Origin of the sequence: Streptomyces sp. NPDC014889 (assembly GCF_043081205.1) — a bacterium.
Lineage (GTDB): Bacteria > Actinomycetota > Actinomycetes > Streptomycetales > Streptomycetaceae > Streptomyces.
The window spans coordinates 196,436-214,171 of sequence record NZ_JBIBWH010000012.1; the positions used below are offsets into that span (position 1 = coordinate 196,436).

Here is a 17,736-nt window from a genome sequence, read left to right on the forward strand (position 1 = left end):
CGTTTTGTCCTCAGAGGTCGATGCGGTTGTCCCACGCGGACGTTCCGCCCCAGTTCACGCACACGCTCTGGCGGCGCATGAATCCCTTCCAGGCATCCGAACCGGCTGTGCGGCCACCGCCGGTTTCCTTTTCGCCGCCGAAGGCGGAACCGACATCGGCACCCGTCGTGCCCATGTTGACGCGCACGATTCCGCAGTCACTGCCCCGAGCCGACAGGAAGGTTTCGATGTTGGTCAGGTTGGTGCTGTGCATGCCCGAGGCGAGACCCTGGGCGACGCCGTTGTGGATCTCGATGGCCTCGTCGAGGTCGTCGTAGGTCAGCACGGAGACGATCGGCACGAAGGTCTCCGACTGGGCGATCTCGAAGTGCGGTTGGACACCCGTGACGATGGCCGGCTCGACGTACAGACCCGGGCGGTCGATCACGTTGCCGCCGTACACCACGGTGGCGCCCTCGCGTTCGGCACCGGCCAGGACCTTCTTGTAGTCCTCCACCGCACGCTGGTCGATCAGCGGGCCGACCACGGTGTCCGGGTCGCGCGGGTCACCGATGGTGATCTGGTCGAAGGCCTTCTTCAGCAGCTCGACCAGCTCGTCCGCGATGCTCGCGTGGGCGATGACACGACGGGTGCTCGTGCAACGCTGGCCGGTCGTGCCGACCACGCCGAACGTCAGTGCCCTGGCGGCGAGTTCCAGGTCGGCGGTCTCGTCGACGATGCAGCCGTTGTTGCCCGAGCACTCCAGCTGGTACCGGCGGCCCAGCGTCGAGCCGACGATCTCGGCCACCTTGCGCCCCACCGCGGTGGAGCCGGTGAACGAGATCATGGCGACCCGCGAGTCGGAGACCATCTTCTCGGCGACCGCGTTGTCGTCGGGGATGAACAGGGAGAACACGCCCTCGCAGCCCATCTCCGCCGCCGCCTTGTTGACCAGCTTCTGCACCGCGACGGCGGTCAACGGCACCTTGGGGCTCGGCTTCCAGATCACCGTGTTGCCGGCGATCGCGGAAAGGAACCCGTTCTGGGCCCAGACGGCGGCCGGGAAGTTGTACGCGCTGATCAGCCCGACGACGCCCAGCGGCAGCCATTGGTCGTACATGCGGTGCTCGGCACGCTGGGACTGCTGGGTGAAGCCGTACATCATCCGCGCCTGGCCGGCGGCCAGTGTCGACATGTCGACTGCCTCGCGGAGCTCGCCCTTGGCCTCCATCGTCGACTTGCCGGTGTCCAGTGAGACGACAGCGGCCAGGCTCTCCAGGTTCTCCTCGATCAACTGACCGATCCGGCGCACGAATTCACCACGCCGCGGCGGCGGTACCATCCGCCACTTCTTCTGTGTCTCGACGGCGGCGGCCACGAGCGTCTCGTAGTCCTGGCCGTCCGAGGCCGCGATCCGGCCCACGACCTCGCCGTCGGCGGGACACTGCGCCTCGATGACCGGCCGGCCCTCGACGGCGCCCCAGCCGAGAGAGTCGGCGTAGGTACCGGAATGCACCTGGTCCAGGCCGAATTCAGCCAGCACCTCGTGTGTGTCGAACAGAGTCTTGGTGGTTTCGCTCATCATCGCTTTCCATCAACGTCGCGAGTTCGGCAGGAATACGTCGGACGGGCCTGCGCCTCATTCCTTGGCAAGGAAGTCGCCGATCGTCTCGTCCGTGTGGTACTCGGGCTTCTCGTAGTAGTGCGGGCCGTCGTAGATCTCGATCAGCACGCTGCGCTCGTGCGCCAGGGTCGGACCGTGCGGGTGGTCCTTCGGGTTCATGTAGAACGACCCGGGACGCAGCCGGAGGCCGGAGTCGGTGTACTCGTAGTCGCCCTCGAGGCAGTACATGAACTGGTTCGACGCGTGCGTGTGCTTCGTCGGGATGGTGCCGCCCCGCTGGTACTCGAGGAGGGCGATGCTGGCGCCGGTGTCGGGGTTCTTGTAGAGGAAGTACTGACGGAACCCGTAGTCGGGGTAGTCGATCCAGTCCTCGTCCTTGAGGTCGGCGGCATGGATCATGACTTCGAGCGACTTCATGGTCGCGGGGTTGATGTCCACTGTTCACTCCAATCCGGGGCGGCCCGCGGCCACCCACGTGTCGTATTCCTGGCGGCTTTCGGGTGTGGCGGGAAACAGTCCGAAGAGGGACCGGCCCCGTTCGAGTTCACGAGCCGCGAACTCCTCGTACGCGGTGGCGTCGGCGGCTTCCGCGGCGACCTCCGCGGCCAGTTCACGGGGAACGACCACGACGCCGTCGCCGTCGCCGAGCAGCACGTCGCCGGGGTAGACCGCCACTGAGCCGCACCCGACGGGTTCGTCGAGCGCGACCGGGTGCAGGGCGATGGGGGTCGCTCGGGGCGCGTTGTCCCGCTGGTAGCACGGCAGGCCCGTCCGCCTGATGGCCTCCGAGTCGCGGTAGCCGCCGTCGGTGACCACGCCGGCCGCACCGCGGTGCCTGAGCCGCGCCGCCATCATGTCGCCCATGGACGCGGCAGCCGTGCAGCCGAACGCGTCGATCACGAGCACCGCGCCGGGCGGGCACTCCTCGATCGCCCGCCGGTGCAGGTTGTCGCTGCTCGAGTAGGTGGCGAGGGTGTCGAGATCCTCACGTGCGGGGATGAACCGCAGGGTGTAGGCAGGCCCCACCAGCGGCTGTTGGCCCGGCGCCAGCGGCCGCACCCCGTCCATGATCACGTTCCGCAGGCCGCGCCGGAGCAGCATGTTGGCCACGGTGGCCGAGCCCGCCCCCGCCAACTGTGCCCGGACCGGTTCGGGAAGTGGTCCGGCGAGGTCCTCCCTCGCTGCCGCGGTCACTGGAAGAACTCCAGCGGCGGACGGTTTCCCCACTGGGTGGTGTCGCTGGCAGTGCCGTTGAACTTGGTCGGCCGGTGGTTGCGGTCGACGACGTCGCCGTCGGTGTAGTGCTCGATGCGGAAGCCGAAGGGGTCCTTCCAGTAGTCGAAGATCTGGCTGCCGAGCAGGTGGCGGCCGACTCCGACGTCGAGGGAGTACCCCTGCCGGATGAGGTAGTCGTGCGACGACATGACGGCGTCCATGTCGGTGACCTCGAACGCGCTGTGGTGGATCCCCGCCCAGTCCGACTGCAGGACGAGCATGAAGTGGTGGTCCACGAGCTGCTCGCCCAGATCCAGCCGGACGAAGGTGCCGACGACGGGCCCCTCCTCGCCCGGCGGGACGAAGTAGTCGGAGGGGAGGAAGTTGAAGCGTTCGTTCAGCCAGGCCATGGTCTCGTCGTGGTTCTTCACGTGAAGCACGAAGTGACCCAGGCGGGCGATGGTGCACGGCGCGACGGGCTGGCGGACGACGGCGTTCACCCGGTTCTTGTCGCGGATGTTGTTCATCGCGAAGGGTTCCCGGTCCGGGATCGGCTCGGCCTTGCGCCGGCCATGGACCGCCCGGATCTCGAAGCCGTCGGGCGTGGTCATCGCGACCTCGTGACCGCCGCCGGGCTCCGCCGACTCGCGGACCGGGGAGGATCCCGGCAGCGCGGCGAGCTCGACGAGGTCGTCGTAGGCGGCGACCTCGATGGACGCGCCGACGAAGCGCTGTCTGTCGGCCTTGCGGGTCACGTGGATGTGATGCTGAGTGCCCGTTCCCCGCATGTACAGGGTCCGGTCGTCACTGCCCTCGGCCGGCACCATGCCGAACGCGGTCAGGAACTTCTCCATCACCTCGAGATCCGGTGCCTCATAGGTGACTTGGGCAGCATCGATAGCCGTAGCCACAGGTCCTCCTGGGGTGGGTGGGAGACGGCGACGAGTACGAGCCGGCGCCGCCGGATGACCGGGCTCCCTCTCGGCGGGGAGCCGCGTGGGCCGTCAGCCCTTGAGGATGCTGACGTCGTCGGGACCCCGCAGGTCCGGAACCGTCCAGCCGTTCAGGTCGTACTCGTCCATGGCGCTCTGCGCGAATTCCTTGCAGTAGTCGAGCAGGCCGCTGCCCCGTGCGCCGAACAGGTTGGTCTGACGCGTCACGTCGTTGCTGCCGATGTAGTTGATCTCGTACAGCTCGTGGCGGGCTCCGAACTCCGTGCCGATGGAGTCCCAGAGCATCTTCATGACCTTCACGCGCTCCTCGGCGCCGATGCCCCCCGTACCGCGCAGGTAGGTGTCCAGATAGCCACGGATCTCCGCCGTCTTGAAGTCGTTGGCGTGGGAGTTGAGGTAGATCAGCCCACTGGCCACGACCTGCTCGATGATGTTCTTGATCTTCGGCATGGCGAGCTGGTTCATCACGCGGTAGGCGCCCGCGAACTGCGGGTCGGGCTGGATCATGCCGCCCTTCCACGGCACCGCGCTCTTCGCCATCGCGTCCGACAGCGCCCAGAAGGTGTTGCGCCAGGCGATGACCTCGCCGAGCTGGGACATCACGCCGTGGAACGAGCCGGCCCCGGTGACATCGAGGGCGCGGGACAGCATGCCGACGAGGAAGTCCATCTTGACGGCGAAGCGGGTGCACCCGTGCAGGGAGGCACGCTCCAGGTAGCCCGAGTGGATGTTGTACTTGTTGGCCTGCTCCAGGTCGTTGTAGATGAACGCGTTCTCCCAGGGGATGAACACGTTGTCGAGGACCAGGATGGCGTCGTTCTCGTCCAGCCGGCTCGACAGCGGGTAGTCGAACGGGCTGCCCAGCACCGCCGCGCGGTACTCGTTCGAGGTGCGGCAGAGCAGCTTCACGCCGGGAGCGTTGGTGGGCGTGATGAACACCGGCGAGAAGGCCGGGTCCTGCACGGCGACCTGGCCCACGTGACCGACGAAGGTGTGGTGCGTGAGGGCGGACCCGGTGGCCACCACCTTGGCGCCGGTGACGTAGAAGCCGGCGTCGGTCTCCTTGGTGACCCGGATGAACACGTCCTTGCCCGCGTCCGGACCGAGACCGCGGTCGACCGGCGGGTTCATGATGGCGTGGTTGATGTACCAGGTCTTCTCCTGGGCCTTGCGGTACCAGTCGCGAGCGTTGTCCTCGAACCCCCGGTAGAACTCGGCGTTGGCGCCGAGAGTGCCGAGGAAGCAGCCCTTGTAGTCGGGGGAGCGGCCCATCCAGCCCCAGGTGATCCGCTGCCACTCGGCGATGGCGTCGCGGGAGGCGACCTGCTCCTCGACGCTCTTGGGCGCCTGGTAGAAGCGGTGGGTGAAGCCTCCCCACTCCGTGGGCGCGGTGAGGACGTCCTTGCGCGCGGGGTCGTGCAGGGCGTCGTACATGCGGGCGATCATGCGAGCGGAGTTGCGGAAGGCGGGGTGTTCGGCGACGTTCTCCACCCGCTCCCCGTAGATCCAGACCTCGCGGCCGTCGTCGAGGCTTTCGAGATATTCACTTCCGGTAAAGGGGAGATACTGGCGGCCGGCAGGGTTCTGTGCCGACTGATTCGCGTTTCCCGCCGTCATTGACCGGCCCCTTCTTGTCGTTCACGGAACCGGGCCGAGCCAACGGTTCGTGCAACCAAGGCGCGGGCGGGGATCGCAGGAGAAGGTTTCTCTCATCGATACGGCCCGTGCCGTCGAATTGCCGGGAAGACTGACACGGCCGCACGGCACGGGCAATAGAAAGCGGAAGGGCCCAACGACGTCCTGGTACGTCGGCCACCGACCTTCGAGCCGACTGAGGCTGGGGCGTGGAACTGCCTCTGAACAGGCGATTCAAGCGTTGGCGGGGGTGCTGCCCCAGAGCAGACGCCGGACTGAATGTGGCGCACGTCACACAGGTTTGGCGGGTGGTCGCGGGGGTGTGCTCTTGATTTCCTCCGCCCTTTCCATATGGGGCGCAGCAGGGGGGTGCATAGTTCCGCGTATGGCTGCTCTCACCGCCCGAGCGTGCGGCGATGCTCGGCGACGGTCCGAGTGGCCTGCAGCCAGCGATCCATGAGCGGGGTGATCTCCCCTCCGCGCTTCCACAGCAGGGTCGCCTGCATGGACCGGAGCCATTCCGGGGGATCGAGAAGGGCGACCGAATGACTTGTCCCGGCAATGCGCTCGGTCACGAGCGCGACACCCAGTCCGGCCGCGACGAAGGCGACTGCCGTCTGCGGCGTGGAAACCTCGATGACCTCGAAGGAGTCGTCGCCTGACAAGGCCTTCTCGGCGGCGTCCGGCATGCCCCAGAACGCGGAAAGGCGGGACGGCAGGATCCATCGACCCCACCCTTTGCCGTCAGGACGGGATTCCGCGGCGCGATACCTGGGCACTGCGAGCTTGACATTGATGTCGATAATGGGGCACCAGTCACAGCCCTCGGCGACGAACCTGGAGAATTGTGTGGACCCGAAGGGGACGCAGCCCATGTCCAGGTCGCCGGACAGAACGCCTTGAACAATAAGATCGGGAGTGACGTCTGCCAGTGTGACGCGCGCCTTGGGGGCCTGGTCGAGGAATTCTGCCAGTACGTCCGCGATGATTTCGTTGATGACCATGGGTTCCACGCCGATGTGCAGATCGCCGATCGCGCCGCCTCCCATCAATTTCAGCGTATCCACGACCCGGTTTCGGTCCGCTATCAGACGCTCGCCCCTGGACAGGAGGTGGAGCCCTGCCTGGGTGGGGTGCACGCCTTTCGCGGTTCGCTCGAGGAGGCTCACCCCGAGCTCCCGCTCCAGCTTCGCGATGGCGTGACTCAGTGGTGGCTGCGTCATGTGCAGATTCTTGGCGGCCTGCGAAACCGAGCCCGCCTCGACGACGGCACGGAAGTACTCGAGTTGGCGAAAATCCATGCTCTCTGAATGTCATGACTTCTGGGGAATGTCAATAGATGGGCGATCGGCTCGAAGAAGGCTGCGCGGTCGGCTACTGAACGGCTCGTTACGCGCGGATCGCTCGTCGTCGCCGGGGATGAGCAGTCGGTTTTCCCTCTCGTTCGGCCCGGCGCAATCAATGGGCTTGTGTGCGAGGAGTCGGGCGGTCGTCTCTCGGCGCGGCCACCGGTGACGGCGCAGAGCCATTCGCCGGACACTCCCTGCGCCCGAAAGGAGGCGAAAGCCGCTGGGTCCGTCAGGCGGCGCGTGAGCTGGGGTAGTGCTGTGCGGCGGGCCGAGAGCCGACGGTCGCGGCCCGGAACCCGGTGATCGCGGCCGGGGCGGGGCCCGGAGGGCTGAATACGAACTGGTTCGCCGGGAGGGGCTGCGGGAAGCCGCAGGTGGTCGTGCTCGACCCGGAGGCCGGACACGGGAGGTAACACATGTGCGGTATCGCCGGCTGGGTGTCCTTCGACCGTGATCTGCGGTCCGAGAGGGCGACTTTGGACGCGATGACGGAGACCATGTCCTGCCGGGGTCCCGACGACCGCGGCACCTGGGCCGAGGGGCCCGCGGCCCTCGGCCACCGCAGGCTCGCGATCATCGACCTTCCCGGCGGCCGGCAGCCGACGAGCGTCCGGACACCCGAGGGCACGGTGGTGCTCGTCTACGCGGGGGAGACCTACAACTTCACTGAACTGCGGAGCGAGCTGACCGGTCTGGGACACCGCTTCACGACCGACTCGGACACCGAGGTGGTCCTGCACGCCTACCTCGAATGGGGCGAGGGGCTCGCCAGGCGCCTCAACGGCATGTTCGCCTTCGCGGTGTGGGACGGCCGCCACGACCGGCTCGTGATGGTCCGCGACCGCATGGGGATCAAGCCGTTCTACTACTACCCGACCTCCGACGGCGTGCTGTTCGGCTCCGAGCCCAAGGCCGTCCTCGCCCATCCGCTCGCCACCGCCCGGGTCCGCCTCGACGGGCTACGGGAGATGTTCGTGATGGTCAAGACACCCGGACACGCCATCTGGGACGGCATGCGCGAACTGGAGCCCGGCACCGTCCTGACCGTCGACCGGCAGGGGATGCGCCGACGTGTCTACTGGCAGTTGGAGACCCGTCCGCACCTCGACGACCGCGGCGCCACCATCGCCACCGTACGCTCGCTGCTCGACGACATCGTCCGCCGCCAGCTCGTCGCCGACGTTCCCCGCTGCATGCTGCTGTCGGGAGGTCTGGACTCCTCCGCGCTGACCGCCCTGGCGGCCCGCCAACTGGCCGAGCACGGCGAGAAGGTGCGCAGCTTCGCCGTGGACTTCGTGGGACACGCCGACAACTTCGTCGCCGACGAACTGCGTGGCACACCCGACGCCCCGTTCGTGCACGACGTCGCGCGCGCCTCCGGCACCGAGCACCAGAACATCGTGATCGACGCGCAGGCCCTCGCCGACCTCGGCGTACGGGCGGAGACGATCCGGGCGCGCGACCTGCCCGTGGGCATCGGCGATCTGGACTCCTCCCTCTACCTGCTCCTCCGGGCGATCCGTGAGCACTCCACGGTCGCGCTGTCCGGCGAGTCGGCCGACGAGGTCTTCGGGGGCTACCTCCAGTTCTTCGACGAGAAGGCCCGGACCACCGACACCTTCCCGTGGATGGCCCAGGCCGAGCGCTTCGGCAGCGATTCCGGTGTCCTAAACCCCGCACTCGCCGAAGCCCTGGACCTCAGGACGTACGTCGCGGACAGCTACGGCACCGCCGTCTCGGACATCGACCGCCTCGACGGGGAGAGCGACTTCGAGTACCGGATGCGGAAGATCTGCCATCTGCATCTGACCCGGTTCGTACGGGTCCTGCTGGACCGCAAGGACCGCCTGAGCATGGCGGTCGGGCTGGAGGTGAGGGTGCCGTTCTGCGACCACCGGCTCGTCGAGTACGTGTACAACGCGCCCTGGTCGCTGAAGTCGTTCGACGGGCGGGAGAAGAGCCTGCTCAGGGAGGCGACCGCCGACCTGATTCCCCGGTCCGTGTACGACAGGGCCAAGAGCCCCTACCCGTCGACCCAGGACCCGAAGTACGCGGTCGCCATCCAGGAACACGTCAGGGAGATCCTCGCCCGCCCGTCCCACCCGGTCTTCGACCTGCTCGACCGGGACCGGGTGCACCAAGCCGCCCACCGGGACGCCCCGCAGGTCACGCTGGCCTCACGGCGCGGTCTCGAACGTACCGTGAACCTGGCGCTGTGGCTGGACATGTACAAGCCGGAGCTGCTGCTCACCTGAACCGCCGGGCACGCCGTTCCACAGACCGAGCCTGCCGGGGCGACCCGGCAGGCTCGTGCGCGTTTCACGGGAGCGCTCCCATGAAGTTTGTTATTCACGGGAGTCGAGGGATTACGTGAACCTGTCACGCATGGATACGCTGTTCACGGGCGCGGGAGCGCTCCCACGATCCTGCGCACGCCCCTGGCACTCTCCGATCCGAGAGCACGGAGGACGACTGTGACACCCCCCGACCACACCCCTCGACCCGGGAAATCTCCCAGCGACCTCTTTGCCCGCCGGACCTCACTCGGGCGCCGGGTCGCCGCCCTGGGCCTGGCGGCCGGTGTGGCGACGGCCGGACTGGCGCTGGTCTCCCAGGGGCAGGCGGCCGCGGTGCAGGGCAGCCTGCCCGCCGGTACCCAGTTCTACAAGGATCCCAATTCCCAGGTGGTCAAGTGGGCGGCCGCCAACCCCGGTGACTCGCGCCAGCCCGTGATCTCCAGCAGGATCGCAAGCCAGCCGCAGGCCGTCTGGTTCTCGGTGTACAGCCCCTCCACCGTCACCGCCGACGTCAGCAAGGTCACCTCGGCCGCGGCCGCCGCCGGTCAGGTACCGGTGCTGGTGTCGTACGCGATCCCCAACCGTGACTGCGGAGGTGCCTCCGCCGGCGGCGCACCGGACCTCGCCTCCTACGACAGCTGGGTACGAGGCTTCGCCGCCGGGCTCGGCAGCGGACCGTCGATCGTCATTCTGGAGCCGGACTCGATCGCCCTCACCACCTGCCTCAACTCCCAGCAGCTGAACGATCGTTATGCCTCACTCTCGCGGGCCGGAGCCGCCATCCACGCCGCCGCGCCCCAGGCGAAGGTCTATCTGGACGGCGGTCACTCCACCTGGAACAGCGCCTCCGAGCAGGCGAACCGGCTGCGCAGCGCGGGTGTGCTGACCAATGCCGACGGCTTCTACACCAATGTCTCCAACTTCAACACCACCTCCAGCGAGGTGGGTTACGACAAGGCGATCCTCTCCGCGCTGGGCAACCCGTCCCAGCTGCACGCCGTGGTGGACACCAGCCGGAACGGCAACGGCCCGGCGGGCGGCGGGGCCTGGTGCGACCCCTCGGGCCGCTCCCTGGGCAACTATCCCACCGCCAACACCGGGGACGCGGCGATCGACGCCTTCCTCTGGGTGAAGCCGCCGGGCGAGGCGGACGGTTGTGCGGGCAGGGCGGGCACCTTCCTGCCCGACATCGCCTACGCGCTGGCCGTCAACGCCCCCAACCCGCCCACCACCCCGCCGCCCACCAGCCCCCCGCCGACCACGCCGCCTCCCACCAACCCCCCGCCGACCGCGGCCTGCGCCGTGAACTACAAGATCAGCAGTGCCTGGGCGGGCGGATTCAACGCCGATGTGACCGTGAAGAACTCCAGCGGCGCCGCCATCAACGGCTGGACGCTGAAGTGGACCTTCCCGAACGACCAGAAGGTCGTCAACGCCTGGAACGCCACCGCGACCCAGTCGGGCAAGGCGGTGACCGTCACCAACCTGAGCCACAACGGCTCCCTGCCGGCCGGAGCCTCGACCTCCTTCGGCTTCCAGGGCAGTTCCGGCTCCACCAACTCCGCCCCCACCGGCTTCACGCTCAACGGCACCGCGTGCACCGTGTCCTGACGGCGCACGACCCCCGGCCGGCCCGGCTTCCCCGGGCCGGTCGGCCGGCGTCTGCCGGCGCAGCCGCCGCACCGCCGATATTCACTTGCACGACGTCGTCGCGCGGGCCAACGTCCCCTGAGACCCGACGAAGGCGGAGACGATGACCACGCAGACCCACCCCCTCGACCAGGAACTCATCCAGGCCGCGGCCCACGTCGCTCGCACGCGCTGCCGGGGCGACAACCACACCATGGCAGCCGCGGCCCGCGCCCGGGACGGCCGGATCGTCACCGCCGTGAACGCCTACCACTTCACCGGAGGACCCTGCGCCGAGCTGGTCCTCATCGGCACGGCGGCCGCCCAGGGCGCCTACGAGCTGGACACGATCGTCGCCGTGGGCGACCGCGACCGGGGGGTTGTTCCCCCGTGCGGCCGGTGCCGTCAGGTCCTTCTCGACTACTTCCCCACCCTCAAGGTCATCGTCGGCGAGGGCGACCGCGTCCGGGCCGTCCTCATCACCGACCTGTTGCCCGAAAGCTATGTCTGGGCCGACCACCAGCTCGACGACGAGGAAACCACGCCGACCAGCACGGGCTGACACCGTCGGCCGACAACCGGGCGGACGCAGCCCGATGCGGCCCTAGGCGTGCTGTTCCGGCAGGTCGGTGCGGCGCAGGGTCGCCACGCACAGGTGCGGGGTGACGAAGGGCTCCAGGGACTCGGCGGCCAGCGGGGCGCGCAGGGTGTCGACGGTGCCCCGCATCAGCCCGAGGTGGACGGCGCAGATGATGTCCGGGCGGCGCTGGGCGACCTCGCGGAACGGGCAGTGGTGCAGGCGCAGCCGCCGGTTCCCCTCGGCGTCCTCGGCCACGCCCTCCGCCCCGTCCTCCGCAGCTCCCGCCGCCCGCTCATCGCCCGGTTCCTCGACCGGTGTCTCCGCCTCCGTGACGAAGCCGATGCCTTCCAGGGCCGCCCTCAGCCGCCGCTGCCCCTCCTCCGCCCCGATCCGCTCGGTGGGGGCGGGGGCGTCGGTCAGATAGGCGCCCCAGGAGCGGCCGGCCTCGGTGGCGGCGGCCACCGGGTCGTCCACCGCCCCGGCCACCACGCCGTAGCCAACAGGGAACGGGAGTTGGGGCTCCGGGCCCACGGCTTGTCCGAGCCGGCCCGCGGCCTCACTCCTCCCCGGCGCTCGCGGGCAGGGCGAGCCGCAGAACGATCTCGCCGTCGTAGAGGTCCCCGGTGGGCTCGAACCCGAACTTCTGGTAGAAGGGCCACGGTTCGCCGTCGCCGGGCTCGTAGCTGGTCAGCAGCTCGGTGCCGCCGTCCGCGTGAACCAGGGCGGCGATCTGCGTGAGCGTGTCCCGGCCGATCCCGCGCCCCTGGTGCCGCTTGTCCACCAGGAGGCGCCAGATGAAGTGCCGCCCTTCGAAAGGACCGGTCGGCGGCTTCCAGGACAGCATCACGAAGCCGACCGGCTCGTCGCCGCGGTACACGGCGCGGTACCAGGGACTGGCCTCCGTCGTCTTCGCCGCATCCTTGAGCGACCTGGATACGGAGGCGACGAACTGCTTCTGGTCCCGGCGGACGCGCAGGGCGCGAACGGCATCCCGGTTGTCGTCGGTGATCTCCCGTAGGTGCACGCCTGGGGACCTCATGCCAACCCCTTCCTGGATCCGGCAGCCGCGTCGTCCGGGCCGACGTGACGAGCGGCCGCCGCAGCGTATGCGACACGGGCGGCCGGGAGCGTGACCGGCACGCCGGGCCGTGTTCGTCCCAGGTCCGCGACGCCCACGTCGGCGGCAACGTCGCCCGCATGGCGGAGATCGCCCGCGAGATCGCCGCCCTGCTCGGCCCGCACACCCAGGTCGAGGAGGACGGTCTGTTCCCGGCCCTGGCCGCCGACTCCCCCGAGCAGATGGCCGAACTCCAGGACGAGCACCGGCGCATCGACGCCGTGCCGGCGGAGGCGGACGGCCCCTTCCTGGCCGATCCCGCCTGGCCGCAGCGGCTGATCGACACGCTCGACCTACTCCGTCACCACGTCCTCAAGGAGCAGGACGGCGTCTTCCCGGCCGCCCTGGCCTACCTCACCACCGAGCAGTGGGAGACCGTCGAGGCGGTACGCGCCCGCACGGGCACCCGGATCCCCTCACCGTCGCAGTGACCTGACGCTCCCTCCGTCTTCCGTGCCCCGGCATCATCGCTTCGTCGGGGCACGGTTCACGGTCGGTGTCGATGAGGACACCACCAAGCAGATCGGTCACTGCCCGCGCGGCGAGGTACCGCCAACCGACCCTGCGCCGCAGCCGCGTGTGAGTGGCACAACGAGGGGAGGGGGCCTGACCAGAGTCACCCTGCGCACCGACAACCTAAACTGGAGCGTGCTCGCCGACGAGTGGCTCTCCGTTCGCGACGAACTGCTCATCAGGATCGCGGCGAAGGGCCAACGCCCCAACGCCTAGAGGAGCTTGTCGAGGGTGATCGGCAGTTCGCGGAGGCGTTTTCCCGTGGCGTGGTGGACGGCGTTGCAGATGGCGGCGGCGATGCCGACGAGGCCGACCTCGCCCACGCCCTTGGTGCCGGTCGGGGTGGCGCGGTCGGGTTCGCCGACGAAGACCACGTCGAGTTCGGGTATGTCGCCGTTCACGGCGACGAGGTAGTCGGTGAGCGTGCCGTTGGTGACCCGCCCGGTGCGCGGGTCGGTGGCGGTGTCCTCGTACAGGGTCATGCCGATGCCGCCGACCGTGCCGCCGATGATCTGGTTCCTGGCGGTCTTCGCGTTGAGGATGCGGCCGCCGTCGATCGCGGAGACCACCCGCGCGACGCGGACGAGGCCGAGGTCGGCGTCGACGCGGACCTCCACGAACTGCGCGCCGTACGCGCCGGCGAGGGACATGCCCAGTTCGGTGGCGCCCGGCGGGGTGCTGTTCCCGTTCGCCGTGAGTTCGGACAGCCCGTGCCGGGCGAGGATGTCGGCGTACGGCTCCCCGCGGTCGGGGCGGCCCGCGAGGTGGATCCGCCCACCGGTGGACTCCACGTCGTCGGCGGACGCGCCCAGCAGGGGTGAGCCGGCGTCGTCGTGGGCGAGTTGCGCGACGGAGCGCACCAGTTGCCGGCAGGCGTTGTGCACCGCGTTGCCCAGCGCGCCGGTCAGGCCGGAGCCGCCCGCCATCATCGAGTGGGGCATGTCCGAGTCGCCCAGGTCGAAACGGACCAGGTCCAGGGGCAGGCCCAGTTCCTCGGCGGCGAGTTGGGCCATCACGGTGTACGTGCCGGTGCCGATGTCGGTCGCCGCGCTGCGCACCAGAGCGCTGCCGTCGCTGCGGATGGTGGCCTGCGCCGCGCAGGGTTGTGCGAAGTAGGGGAACAGCGCGCTCGCCATGCCGTAGCCGATGAGCCAGTTCCCCTCGCGCATGGAGCGCGGCTCGGGGTTGCGGTCGGACCAGCCGAAGCGGCGGGCGCCGACCTCGTAGCACTCCAGGAGCGCCTTGCCGGACCAGGGCAGCCCGTTGCGCGGATCGACGTCCGTGTGGTTGCGCAGCCGCAGCTCCAGGGGGTCGATGCGCAGGGTGCAGGCCATCTCGTCGAGCGCGGACTCCAGAGCGAAGTTGCCCTGTGCCGCGGCCGGGGCGCGCATGGACGTCGGCAGGGGGACGTTGAGCCGCGCCTGCCGGTCCTGTGTGGTCACGTGGGGGCACCGGTAGGCGAAGGCGGTTCCCGAGGCGAACGGCTCGTAGTCGCTGCCCTCCATGCTCAGGGAGCTGAGGCTGCGGTGGTCGAGGGCGATCAGTTCGCCGTCGCGTGTGGCGCCGACGGCCAGCCACTGCACGCCGCTGGGGCGGTGCCCGACCGAGGTGAACATCTGCGGCCGGGTCAGGACCAGCTTGACCGGCCGGTTGAGCACCCGGGCGGCCATGGCGGTCAGGATCACGTGCTGCCACACGCGCAGTCCGGCGCCGAAGCCCCCGCCGACGTACGGGACCAGGACCCGCACCGAGCTCTCCGGTATGCCGAAGACCGCGGCGAGGGTGGTGCGGACCATCGACGGCCACTGGCTGGTGTCGTGGACGGTGAGGGTGTCGCCCTCCCACACGGCCAGGGTGGCGAACAGCCCGAGCGGGTTGTGGGTGTTGTCCGCCGTGGTGTACGTGGTCCGGAGGGTCACCTCCGCACCCTCCAGCGCCGCGGCGGCGTCGCCGCGCGAGTGGTCCGTCCCCCACGGGTCGGTGAGTTGCTCGGCCCGCGGGTCCTGGAGGTCCAGCAGCGGCTCCGAGGCCTCGTAGTCGGCCCGCACCAGGCGTGCCGCGGCGGCGGCCTGCTCCGGGGTCTCGGCCACCACGAAGGCGATGTGCTGCCCGTGGTGGAGGATCCGGTCGCTCCGCAGGGGGGTGGGCGTCGGCTCCCCGAGCACCGTCGCCGGTCCTGTGGCGACCTCGGGTGCGTTCTCGTGGGTGAGGACCGAGAGCACGCCCGGGGAGCGCTCGGCGGCCTCGGTGTGCATGCGGACGATCCGGCCGGCGGTGACGGTGCTCTGCACCAGGGCGCCGTAGGCCTGGCCGGGGACGCTGAAGTCCATGGGGTACGGGGCGGTGCCGGTGACCTTGCGCGGGCCGTCGACCCGGTTGACGCCCGCGCCGACCAGCGGCCTGCTCTCGACGGTGCTCATGGGGTCACTCCTGCACTCCCGAGACGGTCTGCAGCTCGCGCACCAGGGTGCGCCGGGCGAGCGGCACCTTGAACGCCGTGCCCGGGACGGTCCAGGCGTCGCGCATCGTGGCCCCGGCCGCGTCCTGGAACGTGGCCGTCGTGGCCGGCGCTCCGGTCAGCACGTGCTCGGCCTCGTAGGCCCGCCACGGCTTCGACCCGACCCCGCCCAGCCCGATGCGGGCCTGGCGGACGGTGCCCCCGTCCATGACGAGCAGCACCGCGGCCGCGGTGAGGGCGAACTCGTACGACGCCCGGTCGCGGACCTTGAGGTAGCCCGACCGGGCGGCCGGCGGCGGCAGCGGGATCTCGACCTCGGTGATCAGCTCGGCGTGCTCCAGCACGTTCTCCCGCTCGGGGCTCTCGTCGGCCGTCAGGTAGAACTCCGTCAGCGGCACGATGCGACGCCCGGAAACCCCCTGGATGTGCACGACCGCGTCGAGCGCCACCAGGGCGACCGCGAGGTCGGAGGCATGCAGCGCGATGCACCGCTCGCTCACACCGAGCACGGCGTGCATACGCGCCACGCCCTGCACCGCGGCGCAACCGGAGCCCGGTGCGCGCTTGTTGCACTCGGCGACCGTCGGGTCGCGGAAGTAGCGGCAGCGGGTGCGCTGCAGCAGGTTGCCCCCGATGGTGGCCATGTTCCGCAGCTGCACCGACGCGCCCAGCAGCAGGGCCTCCCGCACCATGGGGAGCCGCTCGGCCACCGTGGCGTCGGCGGCCAGCTCCTCCATGCTGGCGAGCGCCCCCACGTGGAGGCGGTCGCCGCGGCGCTCGATGCCGTGCAGCGGGAGCCGGGTGATGTCGATCAGCCGCGGTGGTTCCAGGACGCCGTCCTTCATCAGGTCGAGTTGCGTCGTGCCGCCCGCCAGGCAGGACGCCGCCGGGTCGTCGGCCAGCAGCTGCACCGCCTCCTGGGTGCCGGTGGCCCGTACGTAGTCAAAGCCGCGCATCGGGGCCCCCTTGGGAACCTTGGGACGCCGCCTCGCGTATCGCGGCGACGATGTTGGGATAGGCGCCGCAGCGGCACAGGTTGCCGCTCATGAACTCCCGGATCTCCTCGTCGGACCCGGCCCGGCCCTCGGCCATCAGCGCCACCGCGGACATGATCTGCCCCGGCGTGCAGAAGCCGCACTGGAAGCCGTCGTGCTCCATGAACGCCTGCTGCACCGGATGCGGTCCGTCGGCGCCGGAGACGCCCTCGATGGTGGTAACCGCCCGGCCCTCGGCCTGGGCCGCCAGGGTCAGGCAGGCGAGCACTCTCCTGCCGTCCAGGTGGACCGTGCACGCTCCGCAGGCACCCTGGTCGCAGCCCTTCTTCGTGCCCACCAGGCCAAGGCGGTCCCGCAGGGCGTCCAGCAGGGTGACCCGGGTGTCCAGGCGCAGGGTGTGCGACCGGCCGTTCACGGTGAGTGTCACGACCCGTTCGGTGACCGAGGGACGCCCGTCCGCGTCCCGTTCGCTCGCCACGTCCCTCATCGCGTCCTCCTCCGGACGGGTCGGATACGACTCGAGCCCCAGGTGGGGGCGGATCCGGTGAGTGGGTTCGTCAGGCGCCACGAAAGGCGGGAATCGACCTTTTCGTGCCAATACGTCCGCCTTTCTCCTCAATATACGCCGAACGGGCGAACCGGCACGGGGTGCCGGACCGCCCGCCTCCACGTGCCACTCGCCCACGGGCGCCTCCGGCTCACCGGACGGTGAAGCCGGCCGCCTCGGTGTCCAAGGTCGTGGTGCCGTCCTGCGCGGTGGCCAGGACGGCGACGTGCCAGGCTCCGCGAGGGGACGACTCGTCGTCGGCGCCGGTGACCTCGGCGGTGTAGGTGCAGCGCACCGTGTCCTGCCCGGAGGGCTTGCAGACGGCCGGCTCCGCGGCGGCCATGTCCCTGGCGGTCGGACTCTTCTCGGCCAGGGACGAGTGCTGCGGCCAGGCCAGCACCTTCACGCTCTTGACGCCGGACGACGCCGTGACGTCGGTGACGAAGACGAGCGAGCCGTCGCGGTCCCCGCCGGGGGCGGTGTAGCGGGCAGTGCTGTGCGCCAGCGCCGGGGGCTGCTCCCCGGCCTGGGCGAGAGCGAAGGCGCCCGCGCCACCAAGGAGAGCGACACCGGCGACCACGGACAGGGCAACACGTCGGGACATGGGAATCTCCGTAACCGTCTCAACACTGGATCGGACCGGCGCCACACGACTGCGCCGCTGCACCGATACTCGCCGCGCGAGGACGTGCCGGACATGAGCACACATACTCAAGCCGAGCTGAGTAACGAGCGTGAACGGCTGGTGTGGTTACCCCCACTCCCGCAGGGTGGCTGCCCGGATGGGCAGCGGACCGGTGTGCGGCGATCGTGTGTCCCGGAAGACCACGTGAACCGAAGGGGGA

At 69.7% G+C, this 17,736-nt stretch carries 17 protein-coding genes; 5 read left to right on the forward strand and 12 right to left on the reverse strand.

Translation table 11 applies throughout. The annotated features are described in order from the left end of the window. Positions 1–10: 10 nt before the first annotated feature. The 6 genes from ACF09J_RS24610 to ACF09J_RS24635 form a co-directional block, all read right to left on the reverse strand. Positions 11–1,561 (reverse strand): aldehyde dehydrogenase family protein, encoded by a 1,551-nt coding sequence (locus tag ACF09J_RS24610; protein WP_392307586.1) that lies wholly within the window; start codon positions 1,559–1,561, stop codon positions 11–13. Between the two features lie 57 nt (positions 1,562–1,618). Next, positions 1,619–2,041, reverse strand: a complete 423-nt coding sequence (locus ACF09J_RS24615; protein WP_392307587.1) for a cupin domain-containing protein — start codon at positions 2,039–2,041, stop codon at positions 1,619–1,621. Positions 2,042–2,044: 3 nt separating this feature from the next. Beyond that, on the reverse strand, positions 2,045–2,797 hold the full coding sequence (locus ACF09J_RS24620) for a dimethylmenaquinone methyltransferase (protein WP_392307588.1): 753 nt from the start codon (positions 2,795–2,797) through the stop codon (positions 2,045–2,047). After that, complete coding sequence (locus tag ACF09J_RS24625) at positions 2,794–3,729, reverse strand: VOC family protein (protein WP_392307589.1); 936 nt, start codon at positions 3,727–3,729, stop codon at positions 2,794–2,796. The genes ACF09J_RS24620 and ACF09J_RS24625 overlap by 4 nt, the downstream gene beginning before the upstream one ends. A gap of 93 nt (positions 3,730–3,822) precedes the next feature. Further along, positions 3,823–5,388: a 4-hydroxyphenylacetate 3-hydroxylase N-terminal domain-containing protein gene (locus ACF09J_RS24630; RefSeq protein ID WP_392307590.1), complete on the reverse strand. Its 1,566-nt coding sequence runs from the start codon at positions 5,386–5,388 to the stop codon at positions 3,823–3,825. A gap of 413 nt (positions 5,389–5,801) precedes the next feature. Then, a complete protein-coding gene (locus ACF09J_RS24635; protein ID WP_392307591.1) occupies positions 5,802–6,707 on the reverse strand; it encodes a LysR family transcriptional regulator in 906 nt (301 codons plus the stop codon). Positions 6,708–7,171: 464 nt separating this feature from the next. On the opposite strand from ACF09J_RS24635, the gene asnB reads away from it, so the two are divergent. The 3 genes from asnB to ACF09J_RS24650 all read left to right on the forward strand — a co-directional run bounded on the left by asnB (position 7,172) and on the right by ACF09J_RS24650 (position 11,243). Beyond that, the gene (gene asnB, locus ACF09J_RS24640; protein WP_392307592.1) at positions 7,172–9,010 is read left to right on the forward strand and encodes an asparagine synthase (glutamine-hydrolyzing); all 1,839 of its coding nucleotides are present in this window, start codon (positions 7,172–7,174) and stop codon (positions 9,008–9,010) included. A 219-nt stretch (positions 9,011–9,229) separates the two neighbouring features. Next, entirely contained in the window at positions 9,230–10,663 is a 1,434-nt protein-coding gene (locus tag ACF09J_RS24645; RefSeq protein WP_392307593.1) for a glycoside hydrolase family 6 protein, read from the forward strand. A 142-nt stretch (positions 10,664–10,805) separates the two neighbouring features. Further along, complete coding sequence (locus tag ACF09J_RS24650) at positions 10,806–11,243, forward strand: cytidine deaminase (RefSeq protein ID WP_392307594.1); 438 nt, start codon at positions 10,806–10,808, stop codon at positions 11,241–11,243. A gap of 42 nt (positions 11,244–11,285) precedes the next feature. Here the strand turns inward: ACF09J_RS24650 and ACF09J_RS24655 are convergent, their stop codons facing one another. Beyond that, the gene (locus ACF09J_RS24655; protein WP_392307595.1) at positions 11,286–11,792 is read right to left on the reverse strand and encodes a hypothetical protein; all 507 of its coding nucleotides are present in this window, start codon (positions 11,790–11,792) and stop codon (positions 11,286–11,288) included. Positions 11,793–11,817: 25 nt separating this feature from the next. After that, positions 11,818–12,300: a GNAT family N-acetyltransferase gene (locus ACF09J_RS24660; protein ID WP_392307596.1), complete on the reverse strand. Its 483-nt coding sequence runs from the start codon at positions 12,298–12,300 to the stop codon at positions 11,818–11,820. Positions 12,301–12,344: 44 nt separating this feature from the next. On the opposite strand from ACF09J_RS24660, the gene ACF09J_RS24665 reads away from it, so the two are divergent. Together ACF09J_RS24665 and ACF09J_RS24670 are read left to right on the forward strand one after the other, a co-directional pair. Next, positions 12,345–12,809, forward strand: coding sequence for a hemerythrin domain-containing protein (locus tag ACF09J_RS24665; protein ID WP_392307597.1), 465 nt, complete (start codon positions 12,345–12,347; stop codon positions 12,807–12,809). Positions 12,810–12,957: 148 nt separating this feature from the next. After that, on the forward strand, positions 12,958–13,107 hold the full coding sequence (locus tag ACF09J_RS24670) for a hypothetical protein (RefSeq protein WP_392307598.1): 150 nt from the start codon (positions 12,958–12,960) through the stop codon (positions 13,105–13,107). Here the strand turns inward: ACF09J_RS24670 and ACF09J_RS24675 are convergent. From ACF09J_RS24675 to ACF09J_RS24690, 4 genes are all read right to left on the reverse strand, one after another. Next, entirely contained in the window at positions 13,104–15,311 is a 2,208-nt protein-coding gene (locus tag ACF09J_RS24675; protein WP_392307599.1) for a xanthine dehydrogenase family protein molybdopterin-binding subunit, read from the reverse strand. The genes ACF09J_RS24670 and ACF09J_RS24675 overlap by 4 nt on opposite strands. Before the next feature lie 4 nt (positions 15,312–15,315). Continuing rightward, positions 15,316–16,305: an FAD binding domain-containing protein gene (locus ACF09J_RS24680; RefSeq protein ID WP_392307600.1), complete on the reverse strand. Its 990-nt coding sequence runs from the start codon at positions 16,303–16,305 to the stop codon at positions 15,316–15,318. Beyond that, positions 16,292–16,831 carry a (2Fe-2S)-binding protein gene (locus tag ACF09J_RS24685; RefSeq protein ID WP_392307601.1) on the reverse strand — a complete coding sequence of 180 codons (540 nt, stop codon included), beginning with the start codon at positions 16,829–16,831 and terminating at the stop codon, positions 16,292–16,294. Before ACF09J_RS24685 ends, ACF09J_RS24680 begins: the two co-directional genes overlap by 14 nt. A gap of 211 nt (positions 16,832–17,042) precedes the next feature. Next, positions 17,043–17,495 carry a DUF5707 domain-containing protein gene (locus ACF09J_RS24690; RefSeq protein WP_392307602.1) on the reverse strand — a complete coding sequence of 151 codons (453 nt, stop codon included), beginning with the start codon at positions 17,493–17,495 and terminating at the stop codon, positions 17,043–17,045. Positions 17,496–17,736 lie beyond the last annotated feature (241 nt).